Origin of the sequence: Synechococcus sp. BIOS-E4-1 (assembly GCF_014279995.1) — a bacterium.
GTDB lineage: Bacteria > Cyanobacteriota > Cyanobacteriia > PCC-6307 > Cyanobiaceae > Synechococcus_C.
The window spans coordinates 2,288,109-2,305,941 of the sequence record NZ_CP047935.1 but is presented as its reverse complement, the minus strand read 5'-3'; the positions used below and the strand labels follow the sequence as shown (position 1 = coordinate 2,305,941).

Here is a 17,833-nt window from a genome sequence, read left to right as displayed (position 1 = left end):
TGCAAGCTTCCATGATCACCGTTGCACTGGCCAAGGGCGCTCTGCTGCGGGACTCCGTGGAACGGTTCAGGCTTGCCGGTCTCGATTTTTCGGCCGTGCTCGATCCCGACAACCGTCAGCTGATGGTTCCTTCGGTATGCGGCCGCGCCAGAGCTCTACTGGTCCGAAACGGAGATGTGCCGGTTTACGTCGCTTACGGACAGGCCCAGCTTGGAGTGGTCGGGTACGACGTGTTGCGTGAGCACCAGATGCCTGTTGCGCATCTGGTCGATCTCGGTTTCGGCGGCTGCCGCATGTCCGTCGCCGTGAAGTCCAGCAGCGGTTATCGAAGGGCCACCGACCTTCCTCCCCATTGCCGGGTGGCCAGCAAATTCACCCGCTGTGCCCGACAGTATTTCGATTCGATCGATCTTCCCGTTGAGCTGGTGCATCTCACCGGATCCGTGGAGCTCGGTCCGATCACGGGGATCGCCGAAGCGATTGTGGATCTGGTCGCCACAGGGCGAACCCTCAAAGACAACGGTCTGGTGGCGATTGAGGACCTCTTCCACACCACCGCCCGACTTGTGGGCCATCCGCTTTCGCTGCGTTTGGATCAGGGAGAGCTGCAACAGGTCATCGAAGCGATGGATGCTCCCAGGAGGGAGCTCGTGAGCACGACCTGATGGCCGGTTCCGATTTTCAGCGCATCAGTCGGCTGGGGCGTTACCTCGGACGCGACCGTCGTCGTCTCTTGCTCACCCTGGTTCTGCTGATTCCGGTTGCGCTCGCCGGCGCGATCCAGCCGCTGCTTGTCGGTCAGGCCATCTCGATTCTGCGCACCATGTCGGGAGTCACCAATGAGGCCGTCGCTCCAATTCTTCAGCCGCTGGACAGCACGTTGGCGATCCGGCTGATCATTGCGGCATTACTGGTTTCCGTGCTGGTGCGTCTGGCTCTGACAGGAGTGCAGACCTACAACATCCAATCGGTGGGACAGCGACTCACGGCCAGAATTCGTCGTGATCTCTTCGCCCATGCGATGGATCTCTCCCTGCGGTTCCATGACCGCATGCCTGTGGGCAAGTTGCTCACGCGTCTCACCAGTGATGTCGATGCATTGGCTGAGGTGTTCGGCAGCGGGGCTGTTGGTGTGTTGAGCGATCTGGTCACGCTCACCGTGATCGCGGTGGCCATGTTGCTGATCGAATGGCGACTCGGGCTTCTGCTGCTCGTGTCCCAGGTTCCTGTGACCCTGGTTGTGCTCTGGCTGCAGGCGCGCTACCGCAAAGCGAACTACCGGGTGCGTGAGGAACTTTCACAGCTGAACGCAGATTTTCAGGAAAATCTGCAGGGTCTGGACGTGGTTCAGATGTTCCGTCGTGAGGCCCTCAACGGAGCCCGTTTCCAACGAACCGGCCTGGCTTATCGCGAGGCGGTGAATGGAACGATTTTGTTTGACAGCAGCATCTCCGCATTTCTGGAGTGGGTTTCCCTTGGTGCGGTGGCGATTGTGCTCGCTCTGGGGGGCTGGATGGTCACCTCCGGGGCAATGGGGCTGGGCATCCTCACAACGTTCATTCTTTTTTCGCAAAGACTGTTTGATCCACTGCGGCAGATGGCCGAGCGTTTCACTCAGATTCAGGGTGGTTTGACCGCTGTTGAGCGCATCGGAGAACTGCTCGAGGAGCCACTGGAAATCCGGGATCACACTCTTGCGGGCCCTGCCAAAACGCAGGAATCCGAAGCTGAGGGGTTGTCCGCTTCGCTTCAGGTGATGCCCTCGTCGCGCGGTGAAGTGGTGTTTGAAGGCGTTCACTTCGCCTATCGAGCTGATGAGCCGATTCTTCAGGATCTGAGCTTCAGGCTTGCTCCCGGTGAACATGTGGCTCTGGTGGGCCCCACCGGTTCAGGAAAGACCACCGTGATCCGGTTGCTTTGCAGGCTCTATGAACCTCAGCAGGGACGCATTCTTCTCGATGGACGCGACATCCGCAGCCTCTCTCTGCCAGATCTCCGTCGCCAGCTAGGGGTGGTTCTGCAGGACACCTTTCTGTTCAGTGGCAGCGTCGGCGACAACCTTCGTCTCGATCAGGAAATCGATGACAAGCAGCTCAAGGAGGTTTGTAGGAATCTCGGCCTCAACTCCTTGCTTGGGAGGCTTCCTCAGGGGCTGGACACAGAACTGCGAGAGCGTGGGGGCAACCTCAGCTCCGGTGAACGCCAGCTGCTCGCGGTTGCCCGCGTGGCGATCCGCAATCCCAATGTCCTCGTGATGGACGAGGCCACCGCCTTCATGGATCCTTCCACTGAAGCAACCCTGCAGAGTGATCTCGACCGCTTGTTGGAACGACGAACCGCCGTGGTGATTGCTCACCGTCTAGCCACCGTTGAAGCAGCGGATCGGATTCTCGTTTTGCGACGTGGTCGTTTGATTGAGCAGGGAACCCACCTGCAATTGCGTGCGCAAGGCGGTCTCTACGCCGAACTCGCCGAGCTTCAGGAACGGGGCCTTGCCAAGCTCTGATCCTCAACCCAGCTGGAGAGGATGTCGCTCAGAACCTCGGGCTTTTCTCGCATGGGCAGATGGCCACACCCATTGATTTGGCGGTAGTCGTGACCAGGGCTGTACGCCGCAAGATGGCGCACGTAGCCAGGCTCCATCACCTGATCGTTGTCTCCACTGATCCAGAGGCTTTCGACTCCCAGATTCGCCACCAATCCAGGCAGATCCCGAACCGCGCCCCGGCTGGTGCTGTTGACCAGCAGTCCGCGGGCCGCCCGCCGCTCGGCCTTGAACGGTCCCAGCGCTCCTATGGGAGCCGGTAGCTGGGCAAGGGCATCGGGACGCAGCTCCAGAATCAGCTTCCCGAAGCTGCGCAGTCGACGAAACGGTCGCGGCTGATAGATCCCTCCTCCAGCTGCCAGCAGAACAACGCCCATCAATCCTGGCTGTTGCTGTTGTCGCAGATGTGCTTCGGCATGCAGGACCACACTGCCGCCAAGGGAGTGGCCCAACAGCACGAACGGTCGCCCCTCTGCCCTGTAAACGGCTTCCTCCGCCAGCCAGCGGCCGTAGGCCGACAGGTTGGGAAGCAGTCCTGAGGGGCGCTCCGCATCCCCGAAGCCGGGCAGATCAGGGCACCACAGCTCGATCTCTGGGTGTCGCTCTTTCCAGCATGCGGCGAAAGGCGACCAGACCTGCTTGCTCAAAAGCCACCCATGTACAGCAATCAGCAGTTGATTCGCAGGCATCGGCGCAGAACTTGCCCATCCACCTTGCCGTCCTCTGCGCCTTCCGTGCGCCAGGATCGTGACACTGCAGCATCGTCAGTGATCGACGACCCTTCCCTAACGCCAGAGACACTGCAAGTGATGTACGGCGATCAGGCGAAGCTGTGTGCGACCCCTGCCAGCCAGCTCACTCTGGTGTTCAGCCAGCATCGTCCGTTTGATTTGGTGGAGCTGGAGCAGCTGCTCGAGGCGGTGGGCTGGAGCCGGCGACCTGTACGACGGGTTCGCAAGGCTCTCGATAACAGCCTGATTCGAGTCGGTCTCTGGCGTCACGATGCCAGGATCCCACGCCTTGTGGGCTTCGCACGCTGTACAGGCGATGGGGTGCTCGAGGCGACCATCTGGGATGTTGCTGTTCACCCCCTGTATCAGGGCTCGGGGCTCGGCAGTCAGCTGATGGATTACATCCTCGATGCTCTGCGAGCACTCGGGACTGAACGCGCCACGTTGTTCGCCGATCCAGGGGTCCTGCCCTTCTACAAACGCCTGGGTTGGGACCTTGAGCCCAACGGTCACCGCTGTGGCTTCTGGTACGCCAACTGAGTTCCGTAGTAAGCCTCGGCTAGCCGCTCCGCGGACTCGCCCTGTTTCCAGCGCCTGCGCAGTCGTGCATTGCGCCAGCTGCGACGCAACACACCGTCGCTCTGCCAGCGACGGCCATCGGTGGTCAGAGGCAGGCCGATGCGCCTGAGATCAGCGATGCAGCTCAGGCGCTCCACGAGATCCAGATCCTCCATCAGCGGCAGCTCGGCAAAGCCGCCGCAACGGTCATAAAGCTCGCGATGCAGCAACAGTCCCTGATCGCCGTAGGGACGCTGCAGCCAGCGGCTGCGCAAAGCCACGGCTTGCTCGAGCAGACGTCGCGCCGCAGTGGAGGGGTTGATTTGAAAATCGAAATACCAGGCTGCAGCGGCTGCAGCAGAGGTTTGCAGCAGCGGGCTGACCGAACTGAACCATTGAAGGGGCAGACGACTGTCCGCATGCAGGAACAGCAACCATTCGCCACCTGCCTGAGCCGCTGCGGCACGCAATTGACGGCCACGGCCACAGGGATGAACCGTGATCAGCTGAGCACCTGTCAGGCTCGCAATCTCCGGCGTGGCATCGCTGCTGCCCCCATCGGCCAGCAGGATCTCCAGTTCGCTCCCACAGCGCTGCAGGTCGGCCAGCAGCAATGGCAGCCGTGCTGCCTCATTGAGGCAGGGAATCACCACACTCAGCGTCGCTGATCTGTTCATGCCAACCATGCCTCCAGATCCTCGAGTTGGTCGATGTCATTGCGCGCGTCGAGCTGTGCGGGTGCCAGACCGCGCTCGCAGGCTCGCTGCCAGGTGAGGAGGAAGACCTGGTCGCCACCCCACGGGATCGAATGAAAGGGCCAGCGCGGTGCTCCCGGTGCCGTTGCTCCAAGACCGAACAGCCAGTAGCCACCATCCCGTGACGGTCCGATCACCAGTGGTGAGTGGCGCAGGAGCTCGAGTGCCCTGATCAGATCTCTTGCAGCCAGGTCGGGGAGATCCGTGCCGATCAGGATGACCGGAGCAGTGCGATCAACCGAACGTGCCCGCAGCACCTCCCTGCGCATGCGGTTGCCAAGGTCTCCTCGCCCCTGTGTGCTGATGCTGGCTTCAGGAACTGAGGCCAGCCAGCGGCGCCTGGCTCGAGGTCCAGCACCGCTGACGGCGATGTGCAGCCGCAGCGTGCCATCCCTGGCGAGATCTTGGGCCACCGCCAGGGTGTGACTGATCAGCCGAGCCTGTATCCCTGCCGCTTGCGCGCAACCAAGCGTGCTTGCAAGGCGACGTTTGCAGCGCCCGCTGGCAGGCCAGCGGGTCATCACCACCAGAATGGGCTTGCTCATCGGATCAGCCCGCAAAGGATCACTGCTGTCGGGGAAGTTCCTCGGGTTTCACAGTTAGCTCGATGCTGTCACCATCGCGCTCCACAAGGATGGGCATGGCCTGGCCGACGCGCCCCCGGTCGACGGCCAACTGCACCTGGGAAGGGTCCTGCACTTTGGTGCCGTTCACTTCTCGGATCAGGTCACAGGGGCGGATCCCGCCCGCCGCTGCAGGGCTGTTCTCCACCACTTCGATCACCACCACACCATTCAATTCAGGCACTTTGCACAGATTGCTGTTGGCAGCGGCGTTGATCTCCTTGGCGAGCTGGGGTGTCAGGCTCTGGAGCCGCACACCGATGAAGGGGTGAGACGCCTGGCCGGTGCTGATGATCTGCTGGGCGATCCGCTTGGCCAGATTGATCGGGATGGCAAAACTCAGGCCGGCTCCGGGGGCCTTTTTGATAGCGGTGTTAATCCCGATCACCTGGCCAGCGGCATTGATCAGCGGCCCGCCGCTGTTGCCTGGATTCACGGCGGCATCCGTCTGGATGTAAGGCACTCTCTGCCCCTCTCCGATGGCGTTGGTTCGATCCACGGCGCTGATGATCCCAGCAGTCACCGTGTTGTTGAGGCCGAGGGGATTGCCGATGGCGATGGCCCATTCCCCGGGGTTGAGATTGTTGGAATTACCGAGGGGAGCGACCGGCAGTTTGTCGGCAACCACACGCACCACAGCGATGTCCGTGAGTGGGTCGCTGCCGAGAACGCGACCGCTGAAGCTGCGACCGTCCGGCAGCGTCACCGAGACCTGATCCGCACCCTCCACAACGTGTGCGTTCGTGAAGATCAGGCCATCGGAACGGGTGATGAATCCGGATCCCTGGCCTGCCTGCTGCTGGATCGGTGCTCTGCCGCCGAACAAATTGCCAAGCGGATTGACCACGCGCTTCACCGTGTCGATCCGCACCACTGAGGGACCAACCCGATCCACAGCTTCAACAATGATGTTTTTCCCCGGTTGAAGGGGCGCTGAGCGGGGCCCATCGCTCACCTCCGGCAATGGGTCGCTGGCAGGGGCCTGCTCCAGTCCGATCCGCTGTTTCCAGGCGGTTCCGCAGCCGCTGAGACTTGAGCCGATGAGGCCGACGCCGATGAGCATGAGTGCTCGCTGCAGGGGGCGCTGGATGGCGGAGGCCATGAAGATGTGTGATGTCGTCAGCACCTCATTAAAGACGGACTGATCGGCCTGAGGTGCGTAGATTCAGCCACCGTGAACCGGAGGATGCAGTGCTGACGGGCAGTGAGCTTTGGAGCAAGGTTCAGCAGGCCCTTCAGAGCAACCTCAGCAAGCCGACCTTCGAGACCTGGATCCGCCCTGCCCAGTGCAGCGGATTCAGGGAGGGGACTCTCACATTGCTGGCGCCCAACAGCTTTGCCAGCAACTGGTTGCGCAAGAACTACGCGAGCACCATTGCTGAGGTGGCCGGTGAAATCATCGGTCAACCAGTGACGGTGGCAGTTCTGGCGCGTGATGCTGAGGACCTCCAGGCAGGCTCGGTGCCTGCAGCTGTCACGGCGGCAGCTTCAGCAGCAGCGGTGCCGGCTCCGCTGGCGCCGCCAACCCCAGCGAAGAAGGCGCCTCGTCGTCTGCCCGGGCTGAACATGCGATACGTGTTCAACCGATTTGTCGTGGGGCCCAACAGCCGCATGGCCCATGCCGCTGCCCTCGCTGTTGCCGAGGCCCCTGGTCGCGAATTCAATCCGCTGTTCATCTGTGGAGGGGTCGGCCTCGGCAAGACCCACCTCATGCAGGCCATCGGCCATTACCGCCTCGAGATCGATCCTGAGGCCAAGGTGTTTTACGTCTCCACCGAGACCTTCACCAACGACCTGATCGTGGCGATCCGTAAAGACGGCATGCAGGCCTTTCGCGATCGTTACCGGGCCGCTGATCTCATCCTTGTTGACGATATTCAGTTCATCGAGGGAAAGGAATACACCCAGGAAGAGTTCTTCCATACCTTCAACGCGCTGCATGAGGCAGGTCGACAGATTGTGATTGCCAGCGATCGTCCCCCAAGCCAGATCCCCCGACTGCAGGAACGTCTGATCTCGCGCTTCTCCATGGGTTTGATCGCTGACATCCAGGCCCCGGACCTGGAAACGCGCATGGCGATTCTTCAGAAAAAGGCGGAACAGGAACGTGTTTCCCTGCCAAGGGATCTGATCCAGTACATCTCCGGTCGTTTCACCTCCAACATCCGCGAACTGGAGGGTGCGCTGACCAGGGCAGTCGCTTTCTCCTCGATCACCGGAATGCCGATGACGGTTGAATCGGTCGCGCCCATGCTGGATCCCAGCGGTCAGGGTGTCGACGTCACACCTCAGCAGGTGATCGACAAGGTGTCGGAGGTCTTCGGTGTCACTGCGGATGACATGCGCAGCAGCAGTCGTCGACGAGCGGTCAGTCAGGCACGGCAGGTGGGCATGTTCCTGATGCGGCAGGGCACCGGGCTCAGTTTGCCGCGGATTGGTGAAACCTTCGGTGGAAAGGATCACACCACGGTGATGTATGCCATCCAGCAGGTGGAGAAGAAGCTCGGCACTGATCCACAGCTGGCCAGTCAGGTGCAGAGGGTGCGTGATCTGCTGCAGATCGATTCACGCCGCAAACGCTGAGTTTTCTTATTGCCTCAAACTTTGTTATTGGATTCAAAAATTTCAATATGAGATCAAATGCCTTGCTCAAATTGCCCCACAACTCAATTGCCTCTTTCTGCAACGTTAGAGAACCCCTTAATTTGTAATTGGTAGAAAGTAGATTCTTTGATCGGACTTGGATGGCTTTTGAAGTTATTACGGTTAAGGCTAGGCCTGCTTATAATGATAATTTCTTGGTCCTGATGGCTTGATTGGGATTAAAGTAGTTTTGCTGTGTATAGATTGTTTTGATATGGAAATGTTTCACTATCCCTCTTCTCTGTCCGTATTGGGTTGAGCCCTAAGCCCTTAAGGGTGAGTCCTTTGGGAGCCCTAGAGAGTGTTGAAGGTATGTTTTTAGTTGCGAAGCTCCAATTAAATGTCTGAACCGAAAGTTTTGATATTATGTTAAGCTAAAAACTTATATTTCAAGGGTGGCTGCCAATGAAAACAATATACGATTTTGGGAGTAATAATGGTGATGATATACCTTATTATCTCCTTAAGTCTGACAAGGTAATTTCAATCGAAGCCAATCCGGCCTTGTGTGAATTTATCAGGGGTCGTTTTAAAGAAGAGATTTTGAAGGAAAGGCTTATTGTTGAAAACTGCGCAATAACCGAAAGTTCTGACGGCAATATTGATTTTTATTTGCATGACAAGTATCATGTGCGTAGTACTTTGGTGGCCCCAGGCAAGGCGCCGGATGAGGGTGGATTTACTGAAAAAGACTTCACAAGGATAGACGTTAAAGCGATCAGTGTTGGTAGCTTGATCAAGCGATACGGCATGCCTTACTATGCAAAAATAGATGTTGAAGGTTATGATGAAAATCTTTTAAATGCTTTTGTTTTGAATCAAATCATTCCGCCTTATATTTCAGTCGAGTCTCACACGATCGGGGTTTTTGCCTTGCTCTCGGAGAAGCTGGGTTACAAAAGTTTTAAGCTTGTTGATGGCCGATCAGTTGGTAGTATTTATAACCGATCTATATTTTATTCTCCAGTTCTTGATAAGCAGGTTTTGTATTCATTCCCTCACCATTCGGCGGGCCCTTTTGGAAATGATATTTATGGTGAATGGATGGATAAAAAAACTTTATTGAAGGTTCTTGCTATTCAGGGCCTGGGCTGGAAAGATATTCACGCTTCAGCGGCGGATCAGCCAACATTAAGTTTCTAAGAGTAGTCCAAATTAACTTCTTTTGATAGAGCTTATTTTTGGACTCTGTTTATGTAGCAAGCGTCGTGGTTTGTTGATCAGTAGCCTCCAGCCTCAGTAAACGGGTTCAAAGATCTCCATCTGCACCACACCCACCATCTGAGGGATCGGATTCGGCCCTGCCGGAATAGCCGTCAGCGAAAAGGTGTAGATGTCACCCGGTGGGTTCACGCCTGCCTCAAAGGCGATCGTGACGGTATCTCCAGGGAGCACCGCTGATGCGAATCTGACGTTGACCGAACGTGCGTCATCACTGAATTCCGCCTTGACGTCAAGAGAGTTCCCTTGACGACGCGGAGTGCCGATGAAGGCTTTGACTGGCACGGCTCCGTAATAGAAAGCGGCCTGGGCGCCACGGATCTGTTCCAGATTGATCCCTCCCAGATCGGCACCAGCGCCCTCTGGAAAGTCCAGCGTCACGTAGTAAGTGGCGCAACACTCGAACGCGTACCACCGGTAGTTGGTGAGTTTCGCCTTCGTCGGCACTCCCACAAAACTGGTTTGGTCATTGATCTCAACAGCCTTTGCCGTTGAGGTTGTGATCAGTGCTGCTGCGGCCAGGGCTGAAGTCAGGAGACGCATGGGCGGGGTTTGGTTCGTGGATCTTCGTCGGACAGCGCAGTGGTGTGGACAACACCTCTTACGTGTTCAGCTCTGACCGGTCCAGCCGGCCAGATGAGCTGCAGCTCTGGACTGAGCCAGTCTTCGGGATGCCGGCAGAGCCGGTTCCAGCTGGGATGAACTGAACGGAGGCAGAGGGCGGGTGCGCAGCCATGCCCCCCAGCGAAACTCGTGATAAGGGATCAGGCGCTGTGGCTTGATCAGACCCTCCTTCTTGAGTTTCCAGACGAGGCTTCGGTAGGGATCGTCCTCGAGGCCAAGCAATGACTGAGGCAGTTCGCAGGGTTCCCAGGGACCGTTGCCGCGCCCGTCATGGAGATAGAGCCAGCCCCGATCCTGCAGGGCCAGCAGGGCTGCATCGCTGCTGGCGCTGTCAAGCTCAGCGATCACGTAGCCATAGGTGGTGACGTCGGGGTCCATCTCCAGCAAGGCTCTCAGGCGGTGGTGTCGATCCACCATCCAGAGCTGCCCCAGGCGGTTGCGCACCAGGGGCACAGGCTTGCCCCGCAGATACTCGAGCCGTTCCTTGCTGCTTTCCTGACGGAAGTCCTTCTGACGGCTGCGCACTTCCGCAAGCCCAACGCACATCTGTGTGGGCTGAAGATCACTCACCCTGACTTTGATCAGATGGTGACCACCGTCATGATCAGGAATCCGGTCGTAGTGAGGCAGATGCACACCGGACTCCAGGTCTCGACGAATCCAACCCTATGCGGATCTCACAGATTGGTTGGTTTGCTGATCCTGATCGCACCCTGAGAAGAGCCGGAAACCAGACCCATCAGAATGGGTGGTAATTGAGCGTTAGTTGCGGTGGACCAGTCGTTTGATCTTGTGGTGATCGGAGCCGGATCCGGTGGCCTGGCGGCCGCCAAGCGGGCAGCGCGTCACGGTGCTCGCGTGGCCATCGTGGAAGGGGACCGCGTGGGCGGCACCTGCGTGATCAGGGGGTGCGTCCCCAAGAAACTGCTGGTCTACGGATCCCAGATGGCGGAGCAGATGGAGGAGGCCTCCAGTTACGGCGTCCATCCGTCTGAGGTCCGGATTGATTCAGCACAGTTGTTGGCGAATGTGCGTGCTGAGGTGGATCGCCTCAATGCCATGCACATTGATTTTTTGGCGAAGGCCGATGTCACTCTGATCAAAGGCTGGGCACGGTTTGAGGACGAACATCACATTGTTGTCTCCGCTGATTCCGGTGGTGCACCAGAGCAACGTCTGCATGCTGAGAGGGTGCTGATCGGTGTCGGCGGCCGCCCCCAGCGGCCTGATATCCCAGGAGTTGAGCTGGGCTGGGTCAGCGACGACATGTTCCTGCTGGAGCGTTTCCCGGAGCGAATGGTTGTGGTGGGTGCCGGCTTCATCGCCTGCGAATTCGCCGGCATTCTCAGCGGCCTTGGTGTCGAAGTGACACAGCTGGTGCGACGCGAGCATCTATTGCGCGGATTTGATGCCGAACTTGCAGCTGTTGTGCAGGAGGGTATGGCTGAGAATGGCGTCAATGTGCAGTTCTCCACAGGCCCTGAAGCCATTGAGGGAAATCCGGGAGATCTGGTCGTTCGAACCAATCGCGGTGATCAAATCGCCTGTGGTGGTGTGCTGCTGGCTACTGGAAGACGACCTTTTCTGCAAGGTCTCAACCTCGAAGCTGCAGGAGTGACGATCCAGGGCAATCGCATACCCGTTGATGCTGATCAACGCACCAATGTCCCCCATGTGTTCGCTGTTGGTGATGTGACCGATCGCATCTGCCTCACTCCTGTGGCGATTGATGAGGGTCGCGCCTTCGCAGACAGCGTCTACGGAGATCGTCCGCGACAGGTGGACCATGAATTGGTGGCCAGTGCCGTGTTCAGTCAGCCAGAGCTGGCGACGGTGGGATTGTCGGAAGAAGACGCCATCGCCCAATACGGCGCCGATGGGGTGGTGGTTTATCGGGCCCGCTTCCGCTCCATGGCACAGGCCTTACCCAAGCGTGGCCCGCGCTGCCTGCTCAAGCTGGTGCTCGAGGTTGAAACCGAGCGCGTGCTGGGGTGCCACATGGTCGGTGAACATGCTGCAGAGATCATTCAGATGGCGGCAATCGCCGTTGGTATGGGTGCGACCAAATCCGACTTCGATCGCACCATGGCTCTGCATCCCACGGTGTCGGAAGAATTCGTGACCATGGGCTGATCACATCAGAACTGATTCTGGATGAGCTGATCAGCTCATATTGGGAGTCGTCCCTGGATCAGTTCTGAAGTCTCTTGTGGAGAGTGTCTGCCATTCGCAGGGCGAGGGCGATGGTGGTGAGACCAGGCCCCACGCTTGGGCAACTTGGGAACACGCTGCTGTCGGCGATGTAGACGTTGTCGAGTTCATGGCACTTTCCTGTTGCATCCACCACCGATGCGACTGGATCCTCTCCCATGCGGCAGGTGCCGCATGCAAAACCCACCACACTGAGAGGAGCTTCTCCGCGAGGATGAACCGGCTCTGAGGTCACCACCTTGGTTCCCGGATCGGCTTCCACGGCTTTGAGCGTATCGATCCATCGATAAACCAGTCGGTCATGGGCTTCGCGATTGTTGTGCAGATAATTGATGCGGATCTGTTCCTTGTTAAGCCAGACCTTGTTCTCCTGATCGGGAAGCACTTCTGTCATGGCCCACCAGGCCACTGTGCGGGAAGCAAGCCGCTTGATCCCGAAATTGGGGATCAGTTTGCTGACCAGAGAGAGGACAGGTGGTGACTCAGCAAACAGTGCATCCTGAAGCACACCTCCAGCTGCCTGAATGTGTCCCAATGGGAAGCTCACATTTTTGTCTCCCCAGTAGTAGTCGTTCACTCCGTAAGACCGTGCATAGAGACCGCTGTTGGGTGCCGCGGAACGCTGCAGGATCGAGGTGATCTGAACGTTCATCAGGTTTCTGCCTACCTGGTCCGACTTGTTACTCAGACCGCGGGGGTGACGTTCATTGCCGGATCGCAGCAGGATGGCCGGTGTGTTGATCGCACCGGCAGCCAGCACGAACAGATTGGCGGAAAACAACCAGATCTCGCCGTTTACATCCGCCTCAACCTTCTTCACCTCCCGTCCGCTGGGACTCACATGCAGCCTGAGAGCTTTTGCTTTGTAGCGGATCTCCAGATTGCCGGTGTCGGCAGTCGCTAGTCCACAGAGCTCCGCATCACCAACCGGACTTTCTTCATTGTCTGACCAACTGAGAGGGAGGTCATAGGGTTGACAACCCTGGCGCAGCAGCCCTTCCCGCAGCTCTTCCAGGAATGGCATCACCGGGCGCGGTGATTGGTCAAAGCCTCTGCTGCGTGTTGGTTCTGTGGGATCGACGCCAGCTTTGCCATGAACCCGATAAACCGCCTCAGCCTGGTCGTAGTAAGGCGCCAGATGGCTGTAATCGAAGGGCCATGCGGGCGAAACTCCCTCCTGCAAAGGCAGGTCGGTGAAATCCTTTTCGCGCATGCGCTCGAGCACGGCGCCCCAGATTTTGGTGTTTCCGCCAAGGGCGTAAAAAGTCTGAGGTGAAAAGGGATCCCCATCGGGCCCAAACCAAAGTTCATCCTTGACACGCGGACGCTTCTGCCACCCGGCTTCCACGGCTTCTCCCCGCTCGAGCAGAAGCACACTGCGGCCTTCGCGGCTGAGGTACCCCGCCAGAGTGCCTCCCCCCGCACCACTCCCGATGATGATGATGTCGTAATGGCTGTCGTCGATGATCATGGGTGGCTGATGTCGTTGAGAACTGAGTGATTCAGACGGCGATCAGCTGGTTCGCTGCCACACATAAATCAGGAGATAAAGGATGATCCAGATCACATCCACAAAATGCCAGAACAGGCTCACTGCTGTGACACCCATCTCTCCCTTGGCGTAGTTATTGGGGCGGAAGGAACGCGCCAGCATCAGCCCCATCAGTAGGATTCCCGTGATCACATGAAGGCCATGAAAGCCGGTCAGCAAATAGAACGTTCCCCCGAAAACTCCACTGCTCAAGCTGAATGCGAGCTCCGACCATTCGACATATTGCCCGTAGACGAAGTAGCTGCCCATGGCCATTGTGAGCAGCCACATGGCCCGGAAACCCCAGAGATTCTCCTTGTGCAGATAGCGCTCTGCGAAATAGGCAACAAAGCTGGAGCTCACAAGAATGACTGTATTAATCAGAGGCATCCGTGTCTCAAGGCCTTCGACACCCTCAGGAAGCCATTCAGGACTGGTGATTTTCAGAAGTGAATACCCAACAAAAAATGCCAGGAAGATAATGCTTTCTGAGCAGAGGAAAATGATGAAGCCCGTGAGATTGTGCCCGTCGTGCTTGATGTGTCCGGGTACATGCTTCAGCGGTAGATCAGCATTGGTGCTTGTCATGGATCAGGCCTCCATGGAACGTCGGACGTAGAACTCCTCGTCTTCGACAAGGGGTTTGCCCAGGCCGTAGCCATAGGGCTCACTGATCACAGTGGGAATATCGTCCTCGAAATTCTCTGCAGGAGGGGGTGAGGGAAGCAACCATTCCAGGCCAATGGCTCTCCAGGGATTGGCGGGGGCCTTCGCTCCCCTCGCCCAGGAGCTGACGATATTGAGAATGAAGGGAATGGAGGCCACCCCCAGCATGAACGCCCCGATGCTGGCAATCACATTCCAGAGGGCGAATTCCGGGTCATAGGAGGCCACGCGACGTGGCATGCCATAAAGGCCGGCCCAGTGCAGCGGAAGCCAGTTGAGGGTTGCGCCAATGAATGTAAGGGTGAAGTGGATTTTGCCCAGCCCTTCGTAGTACATCCGGCCAGTGAATTTGGGGAACCAGTGATAGATACCGGCGAAGATTCCGAATCCAATGGTGTTGAAGATGATGTAGTGGAAATGGGCGACAACGAAATAGGTGTTGCCGACATGGATGTCGATCGGAACCGTGCCCAGCATGACGCCGGTGATGCCTCCGAAGATGAAATTCACCAGTCCACCCAGAACGAACAACATGGGAGTGGTGAGACGGATCTTCGCTCCCCAGAGTGTTCCTAGCCAGGCGAACACCTTCACGCCGGTGGGAACGGCGATCAGCATGGTCGTGATCATCACCAGATTGCGCATCCACTGTGGAGTTCCCGTATAGAACATGTGATGCACCCAGACAATCAGTCCCAGGAAGGTGATGATGAACGAGGCCAATGCCACGAACTTGTAGCCGAACAGAGGTTTGCGTGAATAAACCGTGATCAGCTCAGAAAAGATGCCGAACACCGGCAGAACCATCACGTAGACCGCAGGATGTGAGTAGAACCAGAAAAAGTGCTGGTAAAGCACTGGATCTCCTCCACCTTCAGGCCGGAAGAAGCTGGTTCCGAAACTGAGATCAAACAGCAGCATGATGGCGCCTCCCGTCAGCGCCGGGAGACCGATGAGCTGAAGGGTCTGTGCGGCCCAGGCTGTCCACACGAACACGGGCATCTTGAAAAAGCCCATGCCTGGTGCCCGCATGCGGATGATCGTGGTGACGAAGTTGATGGCACCCATAATCGATGACACGCCGGAGATCGCAACGGCCAGGATCCAGAGGAATTCGCCGTTGATCAGGTGACCGAGTGGGTTCTGAATGCTCACCGGTGGATAGGACCACCAACCCGACGAAGCTGGTCCTCCAGGGACGAAGAAACTGCTCAGCAGCACGAAAGCAAACACTGGCACCAGCCAGAAGGCAGCGGCGTTCAGCTTGGGGAAGGCCATGTCTGGGGCACCGATCATGGTGGGGATCAACAGATTGTTGAATCCGTTCAGGACCGGGAACAGAAACAGGAACAGCATCACCGTTCCGTGCATCGTGTAGAGCCCGTTGTAGACACTGGGGTCGACCAGATCCGCTGGCGGAGTGATCAATTCACCGCGCATGACCATCGCCAGCAGGCCTCCCACGAGCAGGAAGAAAAGTGCCAGCCCGATGTACTGAATCCCGATCACTTTCGCGTCGGTGTTGAAGCTGAAGAAGCGCTTCCAGTTGTCGGGAGCGCCTGGGACTGGGTGGGGCGCCTTGAGCACCCTGGGGTCGTATTTGGTGGTGGTCATCGGGGTCAGGCGTCGTGGGGCGCTTCGGGGTTGCCGGGGTCGTTGACCATCGGTGGAGGGGCGGGGGGAACGGTGGCCCATCCACGGTCGCCGTCCTTGAGACGTTTTTCGTAAAGAGAGGTGCCTGGGCTGAGGCCCTGGACCAGCGGACGCTTGGCCGTCTTGGTCAGCCAGGAGTCGTACGCCTCTTCCGACTCGACAATCACGTCTGTCTGGTTCTTGGAGAAGTAAGCGCCGCTGAACATGGCGTCGCGCAGCCTGAAGCGACCTTCACGGGTGGGCGTGATGCTGTAGGAGATCACGCTTCCTGGAATGATGTCCTGCTTCAGGCGAAACGCTGGGATGTAGAAGCTGTGAAGAACATCTTCGGAGATCAACAGGAAGTTGGCGCGCTGATTGAGTGGTAGATGCAGTTCCGAACTGCGCACACCATCGGGGTAGACGAATTCCCAGGACCATTGCCTGGCAATCACCTCGATCGGTCCGATGTCGCGACGAGCGTCCAGGGTTGCGACAGCATCGGGAGACTGATTGAGAGCCACGTCGTACTTCTGCTTGGGCCCGAGCGAGGCCAGCTTTTCGTTCACGTGGATGGAATAGAAGGCCAGGGCCATGACGATGACAAAAGGGATCACCGTCCAGGTGACTTCAAGTTTGGTGTTGCCTTCAATCGGAAGACCATCACTCTCGTCGTACTTCTCAGCCCGACTGAATAACAACGACCAGATAATGAAACCCACACAGCCGACAAAGACGAAGCAGCCGATGCCGACCTCGAGGCTGAAGAGATTGTCGACATAGGGCGCAGCCGTGGATGCTGGAACCGGAAGCCAGCCATAGGCCCAGCGCGACACCTGGAAGCTCACCGCCGCATCCAGCGCGGTCGAGACCAGGATCACGGCCAGCAGCCTGAGCGGTAGGCCTTTCTTTGGGCTCTGGCGAGTCGATGTCATGGCAGAGCCTCCTTGAGATCGGCTCCGGCTGCCAGTAGTTGATCCGCCGTGATGTGCACACCGAACTCACTGGCGAGCCAGGCACCGAGACTTCCATGAACGCCCATCACCAAAAGGATGACTGCCCCACAGGCCAGATAAAGCCAGGTCACCTGACGACCAAGGTCTTTGCGCCAGACGAAACGCAGGTATCCGCGCCAGATGGTCATCGCCACGATGATCAGCAGCAGTGCCACCCCTCCGATGGCATGCCAGAGCATGGTGTCGATGGCGTTCTGGCCAATGACGCTGTGAATGCCTGGCAGCGGCACGGCCAGAAGCATTTCAAAGAAGCCAGCGGCCACCGTAAAAAAGGTGATCACGCTGCAGGCCAGCACGTTGTACCAACCAACGTCGTGGAACCCGGTCCGTGTCACCGGCAGTGCCAGGAACCGGAACACGCGTTTTTCCAGTGGATAGAACGCACCCGCGAAATCGAAAGCGATTCCGATCGCAAACAAGCCGATCGTGAAATGCACCAGGTTCGGGTGAATCGGAATCGTGTAGGGGAGATCGTTGGCGCCGAGCTGATCGACGATCTCGTTGATGGGAGACGGAATCGCCATCATTGGCAACGCGCTCGTGGCGTTCATGACACCGCTCCACTGCGGATGGCGTCGACCACCGGCACGGTGTGAAGCCCGTAGACCCAAACGAGCATGTCGCCCAGGTAAACCTGGCAGAACACCAGCGTCGCGAGCACGCCATCAATGACCAGAAAGCCTGCCGGCAGACGAGTGGGATCCTTCTGTCGGACGACATAGCGACATCCAGTGAACAGACCGAGCACACCTGCGAGTGACCACCCAATCGTGCTGTGGTAGTTGAGAATGTCGCGTGCTGCTCCGTAGGGACTGGCCAGACCTGCTTCGATCTGACCGAAGATGATGGCCACGAAGATGGAAACTGTGGCCACCACCAGATTCCAAAAGCTCACCTCGAAGAGGTTGCGCTTACGTGTAATCACACCAAATAAATCGAACACAACTGTGATCAGCGCCATCGCGATCACGAAGTGCACGACGATTGGATGGATGACATCCAGCCAGGGCAGATTTTTATCGTTGAGAGGTGGAAGCAGCTCGAGCATCGGCAAGCCGCGCAACGCTCTCTAAGGAT

18 protein-coding genes are annotated in these 17,833 nt (G+C 58.0%); 6 read left to right on the top strand and 12 right to left on the bottom strand.

Features of this window, described 5'->3' with window-relative positions; all coding sequences use genetic code 11:
* The first annotated feature begins 11 nt into the window (after window positions 1-11).
* A complete protein-coding gene (hisG, locus tag SynBIOSE41_RS12480; protein ID WP_066905720.1) occupies window positions 12-665 on the top strand; it encodes an ATP phosphoribosyltransferase in 654 nt (217 codons plus the stop codon).
* A complete protein-coding gene (locus SynBIOSE41_RS12475) occupies window positions 665-2,506 on the top strand; it encodes an ABC transporter ATP-binding protein (RefSeq protein WP_186538140.1) in 1,842 nt (613 codons plus the stop codon). The genes hisG and SynBIOSE41_RS12475 overlap by 1 nt, the downstream gene beginning before the upstream one ends.
* Here the strand turns inward: SynBIOSE41_RS12475 and SynBIOSE41_RS12470 are convergent.
* Entirely contained in the window at window positions 2,479-3,234 is a 756-nt protein-coding gene (locus SynBIOSE41_RS12470) for an alpha/beta fold hydrolase (protein WP_186538139.1), read from the bottom strand. The two genes, SynBIOSE41_RS12475 and SynBIOSE41_RS12470, sit on opposite strands and share 28 nt — an antisense overlap.
* 120 nt (window positions 3,235-3,354) lie before the next feature.
* Between SynBIOSE41_RS12470 and SynBIOSE41_RS12465 the strand changes: the two genes are divergently transcribed.
* Window positions 3,355-3,816 (top strand): GNAT family N-acetyltransferase, encoded by a 462-nt coding sequence (locus tag SynBIOSE41_RS12465; protein WP_074159282.1) that lies wholly within the window; start codon window positions 3,355-3,357, stop codon window positions 3,814-3,816.
* Here the strand turns inward: SynBIOSE41_RS12465 and SynBIOSE41_RS12460 are convergent.
* From SynBIOSE41_RS12460 to SynBIOSE41_RS12450, 3 genes are read right to left on the bottom strand one after another with little or no spacing between them, the layout of a single operon-like run.
* Complete coding sequence (locus SynBIOSE41_RS12460) at window positions 3,786-4,511, bottom strand: TIGR04283 family arsenosugar biosynthesis glycosyltransferase (protein WP_186538138.1); 726 nt, start codon at window positions 4,509-4,511, stop codon at window positions 3,786-3,788. The two genes, SynBIOSE41_RS12465 and SynBIOSE41_RS12460, sit on opposite strands and share 31 nt — an antisense overlap.
* Window positions 4,508-5,134 carry a TIGR04282 family arsenosugar biosynthesis glycosyltransferase gene (locus SynBIOSE41_RS12455; protein ID WP_066905714.1) on the bottom strand — a complete coding sequence of 209 codons (627 nt, stop codon included), beginning with the start codon at window positions 5,132-5,134 and terminating at the stop codon, window positions 4,508-4,510. Before SynBIOSE41_RS12455 ends, SynBIOSE41_RS12460 begins: the two co-directional genes overlap by 4 nt.
* A gap of 19 nt (window positions 5,135-5,153) precedes the next feature.
* On the bottom strand, window positions 5,154-6,314 hold the full coding sequence (locus SynBIOSE41_RS12450; protein ID WP_186538137.1) for a trypsin-like peptidase domain-containing protein: 1,161 nt from the start codon (window positions 6,312-6,314) through the stop codon (window positions 5,154-5,156).
* A 53-nt stretch (window positions 6,315-6,367) separates the two neighbouring features.
* Here SynBIOSE41_RS12450 and dnaA point away from each other — a divergent pair, with 53 nt between their 5' ends.
* Window positions 6,368-7,795, top strand: a complete 1,428-nt coding sequence (dnaA, locus tag SynBIOSE41_RS12445) for a chromosomal replication initiator protein DnaA (RefSeq protein WP_255475754.1) — start codon at window positions 6,368-6,370, stop codon at window positions 7,793-7,795.
* A 465-nt stretch (window positions 7,796-8,260) separates the two neighbouring features.
* Window positions 8,261-8,998 carry an FkbM family methyltransferase gene (locus SynBIOSE41_RS12440; RefSeq protein ID WP_186538136.1) on the top strand — a complete coding sequence of 246 codons (738 nt, stop codon included), beginning with the start codon at window positions 8,261-8,263 and terminating at the stop codon, window positions 8,996-8,998.
* 93 nt (window positions 8,999-9,091) lie between these two features.
* On the opposite strand, the gene SynBIOSE41_RS12435 is transcribed toward SynBIOSE41_RS12440, so the two are convergent.
* On the bottom strand, window positions 9,092-9,619 hold the full coding sequence (locus SynBIOSE41_RS12435; protein WP_186538135.1) for a DUF2808 domain-containing protein: 528 nt from the start codon (window positions 9,617-9,619) through the stop codon (window positions 9,092-9,094).
* A 66-nt stretch (window positions 9,620-9,685) separates the two neighbouring features.
* Window positions 9,686-10,336 carry a ParB-like protein gene (locus SynBIOSE41_RS12430; protein ID WP_255475753.1) on the bottom strand — a complete coding sequence of 217 codons (651 nt, stop codon included), beginning with the start codon at window positions 10,334-10,336 and terminating at the stop codon, window positions 9,686-9,688.
* Window positions 10,337-10,471: 135 nt separating this feature from the next.
* Here SynBIOSE41_RS12430 and gorA point away from each other — a divergent pair, with 135 nt between their 5' ends.
* Window positions 10,472-11,833: a glutathione-disulfide reductase gene (gene gorA / locus SynBIOSE41_RS12425; RefSeq protein ID WP_186538134.1), complete on the top strand. Its 1,362-nt coding sequence runs from the start codon at window positions 10,472-10,474 to the stop codon at window positions 11,831-11,833.
* Between the two features lie 58 nt (window positions 11,834-11,891).
* Here the strand turns inward: gorA and SynBIOSE41_RS12420 are convergent, their stop codons facing one another.
* Genes SynBIOSE41_RS12420 through SynBIOSE41_RS12395 form a run of 6 tightly spaced genes read right to left on the bottom strand, consistent with a single transcriptional unit; the run spans window position 11,892 to window position 17,804 of the window.
* The gene (locus SynBIOSE41_RS12420; RefSeq protein ID WP_186538133.1) at window positions 11,892-13,382 is read right to left on the bottom strand and encodes a GMC oxidoreductase; all 1,491 of its coding nucleotides are present in this window, start codon (window positions 13,380-13,382) and stop codon (window positions 11,892-11,894) included.
* A gap of 42 nt (window positions 13,383-13,424) precedes the next feature.
* Entirely contained in the window at window positions 13,425-14,030 is a 606-nt protein-coding gene (locus SynBIOSE41_RS12415; protein WP_186538132.1) for a heme-copper oxidase subunit III, read from the bottom strand.
* A gap of 3 nt (window positions 14,031-14,033) precedes the next feature.
* Window positions 14,034-15,722: a cbb3-type cytochrome c oxidase subunit I gene (locus SynBIOSE41_RS12410; protein WP_186538131.1), complete on the bottom strand. Its 1,689-nt coding sequence runs from the start codon at window positions 15,720-15,722 to the stop codon at window positions 14,034-14,036.
* A gap of 5 nt (window positions 15,723-15,727) precedes the next feature.
* A complete protein-coding gene (locus SynBIOSE41_RS12405; RefSeq protein ID WP_186538130.1) occupies window positions 15,728-16,675 on the bottom strand; it encodes a cytochrome c oxidase subunit II in 948 nt (315 codons plus the stop codon).
* Window positions 16,672-17,307 carry a DUF2231 domain-containing protein gene (locus tag SynBIOSE41_RS12400; RefSeq protein WP_255475752.1) on the bottom strand — a complete coding sequence of 212 codons (636 nt, stop codon included), beginning with the start codon at window positions 17,305-17,307 and terminating at the stop codon, window positions 16,672-16,674. The genes SynBIOSE41_RS12405 and SynBIOSE41_RS12400 overlap by 4 nt, the downstream gene beginning before the upstream one ends.
* Window positions 17,304-17,804: a DUF2231 domain-containing protein gene (locus SynBIOSE41_RS12395; RefSeq protein WP_066906092.1), complete on the bottom strand. Its 501-nt coding sequence runs from the start codon at window positions 17,802-17,804 to the stop codon at window positions 17,304-17,306. The genes SynBIOSE41_RS12400 and SynBIOSE41_RS12395 overlap by 4 nt, the downstream gene beginning before the upstream one ends.
* Between the last annotated feature and the right edge of the window lie 29 nt (window positions 17,805-17,833).